Annotated in this window: 11 protein-coding genes and 1 pseudogene; 10 read left to right on the top strand and 2 right to left on the bottom strand. The window is 53.4% G+C overall.

The window, feature by feature from the left end:
- Positions 1 to 219 precede the first annotated feature (219 nt).
- Positions 220 to 387 (top strand): helix-turn-helix domain-containing protein, encoded by a 168-nt coding sequence (locus tag AC2FH9_RS04425; RefSeq protein WP_425595601.1) that lies wholly within the window; start codon positions 220 to 222, stop codon positions 385 to 387.
- Between the two features lie 52 nt (positions 388 to 439).
- Positions 440 to 1279 (top strand): EamA family transporter, encoded by an 840-nt coding sequence (locus AC2FH9_RS04430; RefSeq protein WP_496701306.1) that lies wholly within the window; start codon positions 440 to 442, stop codon positions 1277 to 1279.
- Between the two features lie 49 nt (positions 1280 to 1328).
- Here the strand turns inward: AC2FH9_RS04430 and AC2FH9_RS04435 are convergent.
- A pseudogene (locus tag AC2FH9_RS04435) lies at positions 1329 to 1589 on the bottom strand (transposase); the annotation flags it as partial.
- A gap of 156 nt (positions 1590 to 1745) precedes the next feature.
- Here AC2FH9_RS04435 and AC2FH9_RS04440 point away from each other — a divergent pair.
- The 3 genes from AC2FH9_RS04440 (at position 1746) to AC2FH9_RS04450 (ending at position 6130) form a co-directional block, all read left to right on the top strand.
- A complete protein-coding gene (locus tag AC2FH9_RS04440) occupies positions 1746 to 2864 on the top strand; it encodes a putative 2-aminoethylphosphonate ABC transporter substrate-binding protein (protein ID WP_496710130.1) in 1119 nt (372 codons plus the stop codon).
- 117 nt (positions 2865 to 2981) lie between these two features.
- Positions 2982 to 4112: a putative 2-aminoethylphosphonate ABC transporter ATP-binding protein gene (locus tag AC2FH9_RS04445; protein ID WP_496701308.1), complete on the top strand. Its 1131-nt coding sequence runs from the start codon at positions 2982 to 2984 to the stop codon at positions 4110 to 4112.
- Positions 4109 to 6130: a putative 2-aminoethylphosphonate ABC transporter permease subunit gene (locus AC2FH9_RS04450; RefSeq protein ID WP_496789155.1), complete on the top strand. Its 2022-nt coding sequence runs from the start codon at positions 4109 to 4111 to the stop codon at positions 6128 to 6130. The genes AC2FH9_RS04445 and AC2FH9_RS04450 overlap by 4 nt, the downstream gene beginning before the upstream one ends.
- A gap of 32 nt (positions 6131 to 6162) precedes the next feature.
- Here AC2FH9_RS04450 and AC2FH9_RS04455 read toward each other — a convergent pair whose 3' ends face one another.
- On the bottom strand, positions 6163 to 7053 hold the full coding sequence (locus tag AC2FH9_RS04455) for a LysR substrate-binding domain-containing protein (RefSeq protein WP_142637687.1): 891 nt from the start codon (positions 7051 to 7053) through the stop codon (positions 6163 to 6165).
- Positions 7054 to 7172: 119 nt separating this feature from the next.
- On the opposite strand from AC2FH9_RS04455, the gene AC2FH9_RS04460 reads away from it, so the two are divergent.
- From AC2FH9_RS04460 to AC2FH9_RS04480, 5 genes are all read left to right on the top strand, one after another.
- Positions 7173 to 8360 carry a 2-aminoethylphosphonate--pyruvate transaminase gene (locus tag AC2FH9_RS04460; RefSeq protein ID WP_281995490.1) on the top strand — a complete coding sequence of 396 codons (1188 nt, stop codon included), beginning with the start codon at positions 7173 to 7175 and terminating at the stop codon, positions 8358 to 8360.
- A 19-nt stretch (positions 8361 to 8379) separates the two neighbouring features.
- Positions 8380 to 9624 carry a phosphonoacetate hydrolase gene (gene phnA / locus AC2FH9_RS04465; RefSeq protein ID WP_142637684.1) on the top strand — a complete coding sequence of 415 codons (1245 nt, stop codon included), beginning with the start codon at positions 8380 to 8382 and terminating at the stop codon, positions 9622 to 9624.
- 3 nt (positions 9625 to 9627) lie between these two features.
- Positions 9628 to 11091, top strand: a complete 1464-nt coding sequence (phnY, locus tag AC2FH9_RS04470; RefSeq protein ID WP_496749319.1) for a phosphonoacetaldehyde dehydrogenase — start codon at positions 9628 to 9630, stop codon at positions 11089 to 11091.
- A gap of 107 nt (positions 11092 to 11198) precedes the next feature.
- The gene (gene pbfA / locus AC2FH9_RS04475) at positions 11199 to 12551 is read left to right on the top strand and encodes a (R)-1-hydroxy-2-aminoethylphosphonate ammonia-lyase (RefSeq protein ID WP_281973209.1); all 1353 of its coding nucleotides are present in this window, start codon (positions 11199 to 11201) and stop codon (positions 12549 to 12551) included.
- Positions 12552 to 12855: 304 nt separating this feature from the next.
- A complete protein-coding gene (locus AC2FH9_RS04480; RefSeq protein WP_496870947.1) occupies positions 12856 to 14520 on the top strand; it encodes a Na/Pi cotransporter family protein in 1665 nt (554 codons plus the stop codon).
- Positions 14521 to 14854 lie beyond the last annotated feature (334 nt).

Raw genomic sequence — 14854 nt, forward strand, 5'->3', positions numbered from 1 at the left:
CTGTGAACTGATCGCGGATATCCTGCCTGCTGGCGTGTTGAATGTTGTTAACGGATTTGGCCTTGAGGCGGGTATAGGGCCCTGCGGCGTTCATTTCGCATATAATACGTTTTCTTCAATTCTGATTGAATTCTCTCAAGACACTGAAGCCTGACGGTTTTGACCGCCAATCAATGCCTAACCTCGTTACGAACCATGACGAACTCAAAGCCAAACTATATGGCAGAGCGGTTGGAGAAGGCTCATGCCATCGCCGAATTCACTGACCTGTATATGACAGAAATTGCATTGGCCTGTGGATTTGTTTCCTGTACGACGCTTTCGCAGCGATACAAGCGAAGATTTGGTAGAACACCAGTCGATCAGCTCATGAAGCAGAGCGCATAGAGGTGCAAAATCATATGTGTCTACAAGGCGTTTTCGCTGATTGCGACGAGCAATGACAGTACATGCGATCCTCATCGTACTGTTTGCGGCTTTCCTTCATGCGCTGTGGAATGCGGTCGTAAAGGGCGCGCCAGACAAGGCCATTATGTTGGGATTAATCTCGATCGGGCATGCCATACCTGCGCTTGCCGTGCTTCCTTTTACGGGCTTTCCAGTAATGGCTGCAATTCCATACATTATTGGTTCCACCTTGATTCATTGGGGATACTACTGGTTTCTCAACACCGCCTACCGTTACGGCGATTTATCGGTGGTGTACCCCATCTCGCGCGGGATAACGCCCATATTAGTGGCGTTGGGAGCGGTCTTTCTTGCCGGTGAATTCCTTCCTCCGGGCGCGTGGATCGGTATTGTCTGCATTTCGGCCGGCATCGGTTGCCTGTCTTTTGGCGGACTTGGAAAGGGCACGAACTGGGTAGGCATCGCGGCGGCATTCGGAACTGGTTTGATGATTGCTTCCTACTCTTTGGTTGACGGTATTGGCGTGAGATTGTCAGGGAATACGCTTGGATATATCACGGTATTGTTCGTGGCCGAGATCTTCGTGGCGGGGTTCATCTTCTCGACTCGATGGGACCGCCTCATCGCACTTCCAAAGAGATATGTCTGGTCAGGTTTAGCAGGAGGAATCATTTCCGGCTTAGCCTATGGTCTGGTGCTCTATGTTAAGAGTTTCGCACCGTTGGGTGTTGTATCAGCGCTCCGAGAAAGCTCGGTCATCTTCGCTTCAATAATAGGTGTGATGTGGTTTGGTGAGGGTCCAAAATCCAACAGGCTCCTGGCGGCGATAATCGTGGCAGTTGGAATTGTGGTTCTGGCCCTAACAAGATGATGTACAAGTTGGACTAGGGAGAAGGAAGTTGCGGGATAACGAGGCCAAGGCGCAGGTCTTTAACTCCGGATAAGGTCGCCGCACGTATCTTATAGCCCGCGAGGCGCTTCTTACCAGCTTCAAGGAGTTCTTTGGACCAGCTATAGTACAGACTCTGAGCAATGCCTGCCCCGCAGCACAGCTCCGCAATGCTGCCTTCGCCCTTGCGCTTGCCCAGAACGATCCAGATCTTCTCTTCCGCTGAATAGTGCTTGCGGGTAGCAGTATGTAGCCTCGGATTTCGTAGCCCACCGCCCGTTCGATGGGCCAATGCCGAAGCGCGCTGATTTGAACGAAACTCTTGGGTGACTGGTGCAGGGAGAGTTCCTATCTCATATCAATGGGGTATGACACTCAATTCCGAGCGCTAGGGCGGATTGCCTTACATAGGTTTTGCTTATGATGTGGAAGGTATAATCGATTTTTCTTGATCTATTTATCTGTCACACTGCCGGGGCATGGAACTGCAAATAAGCGCTGCTCAAGAATGGCGTTCCCGAGAATAATCAACCGACAGAGGATCACGATGAAACATAAGACCAAATTTCTTGCAGCCCTGGCCGTAAGCTCCTTGACTGCTACAGTTGCGTTATCTGAAACCGAATTGACAGTTTACACAGCCGTCGAAGCTGAAGACCTGGCGCGCTACGCTGAGACGTTCAATGCGAGCAATCCGGACATCAAAATCAACTGGGTGCGGGATTCGACCGGGATCATCACCGCCAAACTGTTGGCCGAGAGGGACAACCCTCAGGCAGACGTCGTGTGGGGTCTCGCAGCCACTTCGCTGTTGTTGCTCAAGTCCGAAGGTATGCTGGAGCCTTACGCGCCTGCGGGTGTTGGCGACCTAGACGCGAAATTTGTCGATGGCGACAATCCTCCGGCGTGGGTTGGCATGGACGCTTGGGTTGCGGCAGTTTGCTACAATACCGTCGAGGCCGAGAAGGCGGGACTGAAGCCACCAACTTCGTGGAAGGATCTTACAGACCCCATGTATAAGGATCAGGTGATCATGCCAAATCCGAACTCGTCGGGCACTGGTTTCCTTGATGTTTCAAGTTGGCTGCAGATGTTCGGCGAAGAAGGCGGCTGGGAGTACATGGACGGATTGCACGAGAACATCGCGCGATATACCCACTCTGGTTCAAAGCCGTGCAAACTGGCTGCTGCAGGTGAGATCCCGATTGGCATTTCTTTTGCTTTCCGTGGTGCTAAGTCGAAAGCTGATGGTGCGCCGCTTGAGATTATTGTCCCGTCAGAAGGTGTCGGCTGGGACATGGAAGCGACCGCTATTGTTGCCGGTACTGCAAATCTCGAAGCCGCGCAGAAACTGGTTGATTTCACCGTCACCAAGGAAGCCAACGAGATGTACAACACAGGGTACGCCGTTGTCGCCTATCCTGGCGTCGCAAAACCGGTCGAGCACTTCCCTGAAGGTCTTCTGGATGCGATGATCGACAACGACTTTGAATTTGCCGCCAACAACCGCGCGGCGATACTGAAAGAATGGCAGTCTCGCTATGACGGGAAGTCTGAAGCGAAGTAAACCAACCTGTAGAAGAGGTGTAAGCACCTCTTCTACACACCACTCTATTTTTCCAAACAACGCGACCAGCGCGCCCGGCTTCAACCGGCCCAGATCGGCCGTTCCCGAGGTGCAGATATGAGGACCGCTCCCGTGCTTCAGAAAACCCCACCCGGTGAACTGTATCTAAGCATCCAGAATTTGTGGAAGGCGTTCGGCAGCTTTCTTGCACTCAAGGACATATCCCTGGAAATCAACGAAGGCGAATTTGTCTGCTTTCTGGGGCCTTCGGGTTGCGGCAAAACAACCTTGCTCCGGGCGATTGCGGGTCTCGATCTGCAAACCAAGGGCACTGTCATGCAAGACGGCAAGGATGTGTCAAATCTGCCGCCGTCAGAGCGTGATTTCGGGATTGTGTTTCAGTCTTACGCCTTGTTCCCGAACCTGACGATCGAAAAGAACATTGCTTTCGGCTTGGAAAACACTGGTCGCAGCAAATCGGATATTGCCGTTCGTGTCAGCGAACTGCTTCATTTGGTCGGGTTGCCTGAACAGGGAAAAAAGTATCCTGCGCAATTGTCCGGTGGCCAGCAGCAGCGGATTGCGTTGGCCCGCGCCATTGCGACCAACCCCGGTCTCTTGTTGCTGGATGAGCCGCTTTCGGCATTGGACGCAAAGGTGCGCGTCCATCTACGTCACGAAATCAAAGAGCTGCAGCGCAAACTGGGTGTGACTACTGTGATGGTTACGCATGATCAGGAAGAAGCGCTGGCGATGGCGGACCGGATAGTGGTCATGAATCATGGGGTTATCGAGCAGGTGGGGTCACCTACAGAAATTTACCGAGAACCCGCAAACTTGTTCGTCGCCGACTTCATCGGAGAAATGAACCAGATCCAGTCTCAGGTCACCAAGGGTGGTCGACTGAGCGTCGGCGAAAAGACCTTTGCGTGCCTCAGCCACACGTTCAACGACGGAATGCCAGCGATTGCGGCGATCCGACCCGAGGATATCATCCCGCATGAGGCTGGTTATCTCGATACCGGCGGCAACAGGAATTGCATCGACGTCACTCTCGATGAAATGGAATTCCTCGGTTCATTCTGGCGATGCCGCTTGAGCAACGAGCGATTTGGATCTTCGGAACTGATCGCAGATTTTTCGATCAATGCCGTGCGCCGCCTAGAACTGGAAGAGGGTAGGACCATGGTGATTGAACTGCCCGAAAACCGACTAATGGCCTTTGATGTTCCGGAGACGGCAGCATGAGCGAGATTTCAACCAACCCGGGGACTCTTCCAGCCGGGCCTGACATCAAACCCAAGCTCAGCAGGGATGACATCCTGATGCGCGGCAGCATGTTCGTGATCGCACTCTATCTGGTCGCGACGTTGGTCCTGCCGCTTTACACGATGCTTTCCAAGTCATTCTCGACCTATCGGATGGAGTTGTCACAATACGAGTTTCAGGTCAGTGACGAAGCGGGGCAATTTGACGGAACCATCCTGTCAGCCGACACACTGAACGAACAAATCGGGGCTTTTTCAGGCACCGATCTGTCTACCGGCTCAGACGGGCGGCTATCGGTAACCGAGCTTTTTCCCGATTTCAGCTTTCGCAGTCCGGTCATGTACCAAATCCGTAACACAAGCGACACCGGGCGGTTTCTTGTCGGTTCTACGCTGCAAGACAATACGGATTGGGTCACGCTCGATTCCAATCAGTTCCGGCGGGTTCAGCTGAGGCCAGTTCAATCGCGAGGCTTGGAAAATTTCGTCAACTACTTCTCAACCCCGGCACTGTTCAATTCTATCAAGAACTCCCTTTGGATTTCTGTAATTAGCACCATTGTCACAGTAACTTTGGCGTTCTGGTTCGCTTATGCGCTGAACCGGAGTTGCATGCGGTTCAAGGGTGTGTTTCGTCTGATTGCGATGGCTCCGATCCTGGTGCCTTCGCTGTTGCCCGGGATCGCGCTGGTCTATCTGTTCGGCAATCAGGGCATGATAAAAGAGTTGCTGTTCGGCGCCAGTATCTATGGTCCGATTGGCATCGTGATAGGCTCGGTGTTCTTCACCTTCCCGCACGCCTTCCTAATCATTTCAACGGCACTGGCGATCTCTGATGCACGACTATACGAAGCTGCGGTCAGCCTGCGTTCAACGCCGTGGCGTACTTTTTGGACGGTCACCGTTCCCGGCGCGCGATATGGTCTGATCTCGGCCGCTTTCGTTGTATTTAATCTGGTCATAACTGATTTTGGTCTGCCAAAAGTTATTGGAGGTCAGTTCAACGTTCTGGCGGTTGATATCTACAAGCAGGTGATCGGCCAGCAGAACTTTGAAATGGGTGCCGTAGTCTCGGTCGTTCTGGTTATCCCGGCAATCCTGGCGTTCGCCATCGACCGCATGGTGCAATCAAAGCAGGTTGCCTTATTGTCGGCCCGGTCGGTCCCGTACCAGCCAACCCCAAATCGAAAGGCAGATCGGTTCTTTCTAATCTATTGCTGTCTGATCGGTTTGTTCATCGTTGGGCTGCTGGCTGTGTGCCAATTCGCGGCGCTCATCAAGTTTTGGCCCTACGACCTGAGCCTGAGCCTGAAGAACTACGATTTCAACAAGATGGATGGTGGCGGTTGGGGCTCCTACATTAACTCGATCAAGCTGGCGCTTTTGACGGCGGTGATCGGTACTTCAGTCGTCTTCTTTGGTGCCTATCTGGTTGAAAAGTCGAACGGGTTCAGAACAGGTCGATCGATCTTTCAGATGTTCGCGATGCTGCCAATGGCGATCCCGGGCATGGTACTGGGCCTGTCATACATCTTCTTCTTCAATAGCCCGTCTAATCCGCTGAACGGTATCTACGGAACAATGGCAATTTTGGTGATCTGTACGGTGACACACTTCTATACTGTGTCGCACCTGACGGCAGTGACAGCACTCAAGCAGATGGACAGAGAATTCGAGTCGGTATCAGCCTCGCTCAAGCAACCGACGATGAAGTTGTTTGCCCGTGTCACGGTCCCTGTTTGCCTGCCAGCCGTGCTGGACATATCAATCTATCTGTTCGTAAACGCAATGACGACGGTATCTGCGGTTGTGTTCCTATACTCGCCCAAAACCACGTTGGCATCTATTGCAGTGCTAAACATGGACGATGCGGGCGATATTGCGCCGGCTGCCGCAATGGGGATGATGATCTTCTACACAAACGCCGCAGCGCGGATCATCCACCTGATTGCTTCCAAAGGCGTCCTCGGTCGCACGCAAGCCTGGCGAACTCGCTAACAAGAAAGCCCATTTAGGCATCTCCCCACCGATCACTGATTGGTGGGGTTTTGTTTTTCTTCTAGAACAGAATTGGCGAATTTCATGAAGGCGCGAATGGTCTTCACCTCACGCCGTTGGGAGAGATAGATCATGCTTTCTCCCATTTGCAGGTCGACGTCTTGCAGCTTGATTTGTCTGAGACGGTCGTCGTGACCGTATTCTGCCTGGGACACGAACCCGATACCTGCACCTGATGCCACCAACTCTCTGACGGCCTCTCTTCCTTCGGCCACAATCGCCGGTTTCAGCGGCACCCCCCGTTTACTGGCTTCATCTTCGAGCTTTTGGCGTGTTTTTGATCCCTGTTCCCTGAAGATGAGAGGCAACTCCGCCAGCTCTGCGAGGGACAATGTAGGTTTTGAGGCGAGAAGCAAACTGCGGGCCGTGAATGCCACGATCTCGGTCGAACCGAGACTAAGAACGCTCATGTCCTTGCCGGGAGACACGCTGCCAACAACACCAATTTCTGCGTTGTAAGATCTGAGTTCCTCCAAAATGTCCTCGGTGTTGCCAGCGCGGACGGTAATCGTAATGTTTGAATATTTTTCTCGGAATGGCCCCAGAAAGTCGGTCAAGTGGTGCGCGGAATCGGCAAGGATCCGCAGCTCGCCGTCGATCGCAGCCCTCGTTTCAGACAGATAGTCCTCGATCTGATCCTCGATCTCAAAATACTGCTTGGTGTACCGGTAAAGCTGCGTCCCCTCCGGGGTTAGGTTCACTCTTTTTCGCTCACGCTTGAACAACAACAAATCATGATCCTGCTCAAGTTTGCGAACCTGCTCTGAAATTGCTGGCTGCGTCAAAAAAAGCGCCTCTGCAGCACGCGAAAACCCACCATATTTGGCCACGAAATGAAAGGCTTTGAGCTGGCTATGTCGCATTTCAAACTCCTGAAGGTTCGAGCATAGGCTGAGCTTATAATTAGATTGATATTTGCAATTTCACATATAGCTGCGGTTGCTGCAACTGTGTCTTTGAAACGTTGATCTGGAGCTTGGTTATGACGTCTTCTTTTCCTCAAATTGAACAACCGCGTCTCGGCGAGCCCTATCTACTAACTCCTGGCCCCTTGACCACGTCATACGCCGTGAAAGAAGCCATGTTGAGGGATTGGGGAAGCTGGGATGATGACTTTCGGGGTATGACCCAGGAGTTGCGCTCCAGTCTTTTGGCATTGCTTGGCGAGGGCGCCGATGAGTTTGACTGCGTACCGATGCAGGGGAGCGGATCGTTTTCAGTAGAGGCGATGCTGGCTTCGTTCATTCCGCGCGATGGCAAGGCATTGGTGCTGGCCAATGGCGCTTACGGTCAACGCTCGGCGCAAACGCTCGAGTATCTGGAACGCGATCATGTTGTCTTGGACAAGGGCGACTATCTGCCGCCGCGTGGTTCAGAAGTTGCCGAGATTCTGGCGAATGATTCCGCGATCACCCATGTCGTTGCTATCCACTGCGAAACAAGCTCGGGCATTCTGAATCCGGTAGAGGAAATATCGGAGGCGGTTTACGCCGCTGGTCGCAAACTTCTTGTCGACTCAATGTCAGCCTTTGGTGCGATCGAGTTGAAGCCTACGGAAGTCCGCTATGAGGCAATGGTTTCGTCCGCCAACAAGTGTATTGAGGGTGTTCCGGGGTTTGGGTTCATAATCGCGCGCAAGAACGAGCTTGAGGATGCCAAGGGTAACAGTCATTCGCTGTCTCTGGACGTTCACGCGCAGTGGGCGCATATGAACAAAACCGGTCAATGGCGATTTACGCCGCCCACCCATGTGGTTGCCGCTTTCATCGAAGCCCTCAGGGCACATGCGGCTGAGGGCGGCGTTTCCGGTCGCGGAGCCCGATACACCAGCAACAGGGATGTTGTGGTCGCCGGCATGCGTGAGCTGGGTTTCGAAACTCTGCTCGACAATCGCTGGCTGAGCCCAATCATCGTAACATTCTTCTGCCCGGCCGATGAAAACTTTGTCTTTGATCAGTTCTACAATCTGATGAAAGAAAAAGGGTTCATCATTTACCCGGGCAAGTTGACCGTCGTCGACAGCTTCCGCGTTGGGTGCATCGGTCAGATGGACGACAAGGTTATGCGGAAAGTTGTAATTGCCGCCAAGGAAACTTTGGAAAAAATGGGTGTGTCGAGTGCCACACCTCCTCTCCAAGCTTTAGAAGAACGCGCCAAACTGGCCGCTTAAGGATCAAGGAACAAACCAAATGACCATCCACACCCCTGTTGAAGCCAACGAGCGTGTCTACCCGATGCCCAAAGTGCCCGCCATTGCCATCTGCCTTGACGGTTGTGAGCCAGAATACCTGGACAAAGCTATTGCTGACGGTCTGATGCCGACGCTCAAGCGGATGCGCGAAACCGGCACTGACCGGCTGGCCCATTCGGTGATCCCGTCGTTTACTAACCCTAACAACCTCAGCATTGCGACAGGCCGTCCGCCTATCGTGCACGGCATCTGTGGAAACTATCTGATTGATCCGGACAGTGGTGAAGAAGTGATGATGAACGATGTGCGCTTTTTGCGTGCACCGACCGTGTTCAAACAGTTCTATGACGCTGGCGCCAAGGTGGCCATAGTCACCGCGAAGGACAAGCTGCGCGCGTTGTTGGGGGCGGGTCTGAAGTTCGACGACGACCGGGCCAAATGCTTCTCTGCGGAAAAGTCCGACACGTCGACACAGGCTGAGCATGGTCAGGAGAAAGCAAGCGCATGGTTGGGCATGGCCCAACCCGAGGTTTATTCGGCAGAGTTGTCCGAGTTTGTCTTTGCTGCGGGTGTCAAGTTGCTGAAAGAGTGGAAACCAGATGTGATGTATCTGACCACCACCGACTATGTGCAGCACAAATACGCACCCGATCAAGCCGAGGCCAAGGCATTCTATGAGATGTTTGACAAATATCTGACCGAACTGGACGCCATGGGCGCTGCCATCGTGGTCACCGCCGACCACGGCATGAAGCCCAAGCACCACGCCGATGGCTCGCCCAGCGTAGTATATGTGCAGGATCTGGTGGATGAATGGCTGGGCAAGGACGCGGCCCGTGTCATCTTGCCGATCACGGACCCCTATGTGGTGCACCACGGCGCACTCGGGTCGTTTGCCACCTGCTATCTGCCCGAAGACGCGGATCGCAGCGACATCATCGGCAAACTGAAAGCCACAGCCGGCATCACCCACGTGTTGACCAAGGAAGAAGCGATCAAGCGTTTTGAACTGCCCGGTGACCGCATTGGTGATATTGTGATGGTCTCGGGTGAGAACATCTGTATCGGTACCTCTGAAGACCGCCACGATCTGGCCGCTCTCAACGAGCCGCTGCGCAGCCACGGCGGACTGACCGAGCAGGAAGTTCCTTTCATCGTAAACCGGGTTATCGACTTGGGGACTGCGCCCGAGTTGCGCAATTTTGATGCGTTTTTCTATGCAACCACAGCGGCGGCGCAGTAATCCATGAAAGATCAAACCATGTCGAAAATCGAAATCCGCAATGAAGGAATGCGCATCGGGGGCGAGATCGTCTTTACCGACGAAACGGTGCCGGTTCTGTACCCATACACAAACGAGATTGTCGGGCATGTACCCGCCGGCAAGGCAGAACATGCGCGCAAAGCGTTCGAAGTCGCGGCGAATTACACTCCAAAGCTCACACGGTATGAGCGCAGCCAGATCCTGCAGCGTGCGGGCGAGTTGATTGGTGAACGTCGTGAATACCTTGCCAAATGGCTGACGTTGGAACTGGGTATCTGTCACCAGCATGCGATTTATGAGACCAAGCGTGCGCAAGATGTCTATCAGTTCGCCGCCGCTGAGGCGATGAAGGATGATGGCGAGATCTTTTCATGCGACCTGACCCATAATGGCAAAGATCGAAAAATATTCACCATGCGCGAGCCGGTGAATGCGATTTCGGCAATCACACCATTCAATCATCCACTTAACATGGTCAGCCACAAGATCGCGCCATCAATCGCGACCAACAACTGCATGGTGTGTAAGCCGACGGAGCTGACGCCACTGACGGCGCTGACATTAGCTGACATCCTCTACGACGCGGGTCTACCACCCGAGATGTTCCAAGTGGTTACCGGCTGGCCAGGTGACATTGGCGATGAGATGATCACCAATGACAACATCGACATCATCACATTCACCGGCGGCGTGCCGGTGGGTAAGATGATCGCCGAAAAAGGCGTTTACAAGCGGCAAGCTCTGGAACTGGGGGGCAATGACCCTCTGATCGTTTTGAACGATCTTTCTGACGCGGACCTTGAGAAGGCCGCGACCATTGCTGTGGCAGGCGCCACCGGCAATTCGGGTCAGCGCTGCACTGCGATCAAACGTATTCTGGTGCAAGAAAGCGTGGCCGACAAGTTTGTGCCATTGGTTCTGGAAAAGGCGAAGAAGATCAAGTTCGGCGACCCACAAGACCCCGAGACCGAACTGGGCTGTGTCATCCATGACAAGGCAGCTGAACTGTTCGAAAAACGCGTTTACATGGCCGAGGCCGACGGCGCAGAAATCCTCTATCATCCGGGCCGTCAGGGTGCACTACTGCCGCCCATCGTGGTCGATAAGGTCCCCCATGACAGCGAGCTGGTGATGGAAGAAACCTTTGGCCCCATTGTGCCCATCGTTCGGGTTCCGGACAATGACGACGAGGTGATGCGTATTTCGAACGGTACCGAATTCGGCCTCAGCTCAGGCGTCTGTACGAACGACTTGAACCGTGCGATTGCCTTTATCAACGGTCTGAACGTGGGCACCTGCAACATTTGGGAACAACCCGGATACCGTATCGAAATGTCCCCCTTCGGAGGCATCAAGGACAGCGGTAATGGGGTTAAAGAAGGTGTCATCGAGGCAATGAAGTTTTTTACTAACGTAAAAACTTACTCGCTGCCCTGGCCACGCTAGTTTTTGTGCCCCGTCCCGACCCGGGTCGGGGCACCACAAGTTCCTCCCTGGTACTGGCGGACTTTGCGAGGTCCGCATTTTTTCACAAGCGGCGTTGAGGAAAAAGCATGTCACAAATCGTCCACACGGAAGGCGAATCCAATACTTCCAGCGCGCGAAAAGCATGGATGAAGGAATCTATAGGGCCTAAATCTTCACCCTTGCTGAAACGCGACGCTAACGCGTTTCTCCACCAGTCACTGTCCTCGCCATGCGTTAGCACCATTGCCAAAGCTGAGGGGATTTGGGTCGAAGACCTGGACGGCCGCCGTTACATGGATTTCCATGGCAATTCAGTGCATCATATCGGTTACGGACATCCCCGTTTGATCACCGCGATCAAGGCGCAACTGGATGACCTGTCTTTCGCACCCCGTCGCTTCACTAATGATCCCGCGGTTGAATTGGCCGAAAAGCTCGCCGAAATCGCGCCAGACGACCTTGGGAAAATGCTGTTTACGACCGGCGGCTCTGATGCAAACGAGGTCGCTCTCAAGATAGCGCGCGCTGCCACCGGTCGGTTCAAAACAATTAGCTTCTGGGATGCCTTCCACGGTGCCGGTTTTGGCGCCGCAAGCGTCGGCGGCGAGGCGACATTTCGCAGCCATATAGCCGGCCCGCTTCTCCCGGGTGCAGAGCACGTGGCACCTTTTGCCTGTTACCGATGCCCGTACAATCACGCCGGCCCAGATACCTGTGGGTTGGCTTGTGCAAAAATGGTCGAGTTCGTTCTAGAACGCGAGGGAGACGTAGCTGCGGTCATCGCTGAGCCTATGCGCGCGGTGCCTTATGTGCCGCCACCGGGCTTCTGGAAAGCTGTGCGGGAGGCGTGTAATCGTCACGGGGCTCTCTTGATCATGGACGAGATTCCCACGGGGCTTGGAAAGACCGGCAAGATGTTTGCCTTTGAGCATGACGAGATTATCCCTGACATCGTCACCTTGGGTAAGGCACTTGGCGGAGGCATCCTGCCGATTGCAGCTTGTATCGCGCGAACCAAACTGGACGTCTGCGGAGACTTTGCTATTGGACATTATACACACGAAAAAAACCCGGTGACTGCACGCGCCGCGCTTACCACAATACAAATCATCGAAGATGAGGGGTTGGTTGACCGGGCGGCTGAGTTGGGCGAGCACGCTATGGATCGTCTGATGGGTGAGCTTCAGAATATCCCGATCGTCGGTGACATTCGCGGCCGTGGTCTGATGTTTGGTGTCGAAATTGTCGATGACCGTGCCGACAAGACACCTGGAAATGCACGAGCCGAGCGGATCTATTATGCTTGTTTGGAAGCTGGCCTAAGCTACAAAATCAGTCAGGGGTGTGTGCTTACATTGTCACCGCCGCTAACGATCACGCGCAAGGATCTCGACTGTGCAATCGACATTGTTGTCAACGCGATTAAGGACGAATGTTAATCTTTGTGGCCATACCTTTAGAGCAAAACACGCCGTTGCTCTCTCTGCTTCCAGGAAAACAGTGGTCAATGGACGTGGAGATCAATTCTCAATTATGGCGCCAAGGGCCACTGCCTACCACCAAGAAAGTGAATGCGTTTTCCCGGTGGAACAGGCGCGTCCGATTTTTTTCAGCAAACTCGGGCGCTGAGCGTTTTATCGAAATTACTCGGCCGCAAAATCACCGGGTCGGTCTCCGGTCGTTGGTTGGCAGGATTGCAGCGCACCCTGTTATTCCAAGCAAACCGTGGGAGTGAGGTAGAGCATGGCGATAGTCAGCTTTTTAATCAGCCTTGCTGGCGCGACGATGTTGCTGCTTTTTGCAGTTCGAATGGTACGCACTGGAATTGAGCGCAGCTATGGAGCGTCGTTCCAGCGCGTTTTGACGCGACAGCACAGTTACCTGCAGGCCTCACTTGTGGGTCTGATGATGGCGGTTGTACTGCAAAGTTCGGCGGCAGTGGCGCTGTTGACCTCTGGGTTTGCTGCCAGTGGAATGTTGAGTTTTCCTGCCGGTCTGGCGATTGTGCTCGGAGGCGATCTAGGTTCAGCACTGATCATCCAGATTCTTACGTTCCGGTTGGACTGGCTTATTCCAATGCTGCTGGCGATTGGAGGCTATCTATTCGTCAAGACCGAAGCCAAAAAAGCCCGACAACTAGGGCGCATTCTGATGGGCGTTGCCTTTATCCTGATCTCACTTCGGTTCCTTCGTGAGGCGATGGACCCAATTCGGGACAGTGCATTTTTACCCACAGTCGCGGATTACTTGTCGCGCGACTATATCACTGCATTTCTTGTCGGGAGTGCCTTAGCCTTCGTCATGCATTCCTCGGTTGCGGCCATCCTTATGTGTGTAACACTTGTGCAAATTGGAGCGATCCCATTTGCCGCCGGAATGTCTTTGGTTTTTGGCGCGAACTTTGGCTCGGCCTTCATTCCGGTATGGCTAACCCGAGGAATGCCAGTGACTGCCCGACGAATACCCTATGCAAATTTGGCGCTGCGAGGCAGTTGGGCGTTGGCTAGTTTGTTTGCAGCTAATTTTGCCCTACGAACCGGGCTTTTGGGCGACCCGCAAGGGGGGCAAATGCTAGTCAACGTGCATCTTGCTTTCAACCTGTCGCTTTTGGTTTTAGCCCTTCCGTTTTGTGGACACTGGCAGAACTTGCTCGAAAGGCTCTTGCCAGACCAGCAGAAAGTACAGAAGTCGCAACCCGCACAACCGGTCAGCGCATTGGACATGGAAGACGTGGCAAATCCCAATCAGGCCTTGCCGAGCCTCAAGCGTGAGCTGCTGCGGATGAGCGATCTTCTCGAAACCATGTTCCGTCCTGCTCTTGAACTTTACCGCAGCGGAGACAAAGAACAGATCCGGGCAGTTCAGGCCATTGACGAGGACGTAAACCGGTGCCTCTCGGGTATTCGAGCCTTTGTCGCCGCGATACCCCCTGACCTATATGAAAAACACGATGCTAAAACCGCGCGCGACCTTATGGAGTTTGCGATCAGGCTTGAAACGGCGGGTGACGTTGTCGCCAAACGCCTGACTGTATTGGCCGGTGAAATGCGGGCCAAAGGCTCTAGCTTTTCGCAAGATGGCTGGTCTGAACTTGTTCAGATGCATGAAGGTATTCTTGCAAACATGAAACTGGCATCAAATGTACTTGTTTCAGACGATCTGGAAAGCGCCCGGCTTCTCAGCCTTGAGAAAACCGAAATCAAACGCGTGGAACGTGAAAGCCGCAAGCGTCACCTGCGCCGGTTGCAGCATGGAACAACGGAAAGCTTCGAAACCAGTGATATTCATCTAGAGACTTTGCGGGCTTTCCGGGAGTTCAACAGTCATATTGCATCGATTGCTTACCCGGTCCTTTACCAGAACGGTCAACTTCTAGAGACACGATTGATCAACGAAATTGCTGAATAGGCCCGAGCCGGTCTCAATGCGAAGACAAGAAAAGAGCGAGAACAAAGGCGACTGGAAACACCGAAGTGAGTTCGTTCTCGAAATCAAATTTTGAAATTGTTCAGTGTCTTCCAAAACCTGAGCCCAGCACTGCGCAGTGCACAAGGGTCTAAGTAACCGGATTGAAGGATCCCACCAATCAACCCGAAAACGCGAAAAGATCATCGGTCCCGACAAGTCACTCTGGCAGACTCAGAGATTTCTGGTTGCCCATAACCAGATCACCATCAGCTCCCGTCTCCCCGCTATCAACTTACTTCAGCTTTATACCACCATGCCCGATCAGATGCCTTCC

It is taken from the genome of Ruegeria sp. CDSC081 (genome assembly GCF_059610485.1).

Excerpts from the sequence above, each read along its gene's own strand:
- AC2FH9_RS04425 (WP_425595601.1), top strand. The coding sequence starts at position 220 with ATGGCAGAGCGGTTGGAGAAGGCTCATGCCATCGCCGAATTCACTGAC.
- AC2FH9_RS04430 (WP_496701306.1), top strand. The coding sequence starts at position 440 with ATGACAGTACATGCGATCCTCATCGTACTGTTTGCGGCTTTCCTTCAT.
- AC2FH9_RS04445 (WP_496701308.1), top strand. The coding sequence starts at position 2,982 with ATGAGGACCGCTCCCGTGCTTCAGAAAACCCCACCCGGTGAACTGTAT.
- AC2FH9_RS04450 (WP_496789155.1), top strand. The coding sequence starts at position 4,109 with ATGAGCGAGATTTCAACCAACCCGGGGACTCTTCCAGCCGGGCCTGAC.
- AC2FH9_RS04455 (WP_142637687.1), bottom strand. The coding sequence starts at position 7,053 with ATGCGACATAGCCAGCTCAAAGCCTTTCATTTCGTGGCCAAATATGGT.
- AC2FH9_RS04460 (WP_281995490.1), top strand. The coding sequence starts at position 7,173 with ATGACGTCTTCTTTTCCTCAAATTGAACAACCGCGTCTCGGCGAGCCC.
- phnA (WP_142637684.1), top strand. The coding sequence starts at position 8,380 with ATGACCATCCACACCCCTGTTGAAGCCAACGAGCGTGTCTACCCGATG.
- phnY (WP_496749319.1), top strand. The coding sequence starts at position 9,628 with ATGAAAGATCAAACCATGTCGAAAATCGAAATCCGCAATGAAGGAATG.
- pbfA (WP_281973209.1), top strand. The coding sequence starts at position 11,199 with ATGTCACAAATCGTCCACACGGAAGGCGAATCCAATACTTCCAGCGCG.
- AC2FH9_RS04480 (WP_496870947.1), top strand. The coding sequence starts at position 12,856 with ATGGCGATAGTCAGCTTTTTAATCAGCCTTGCTGGCGCGACGATGTTG.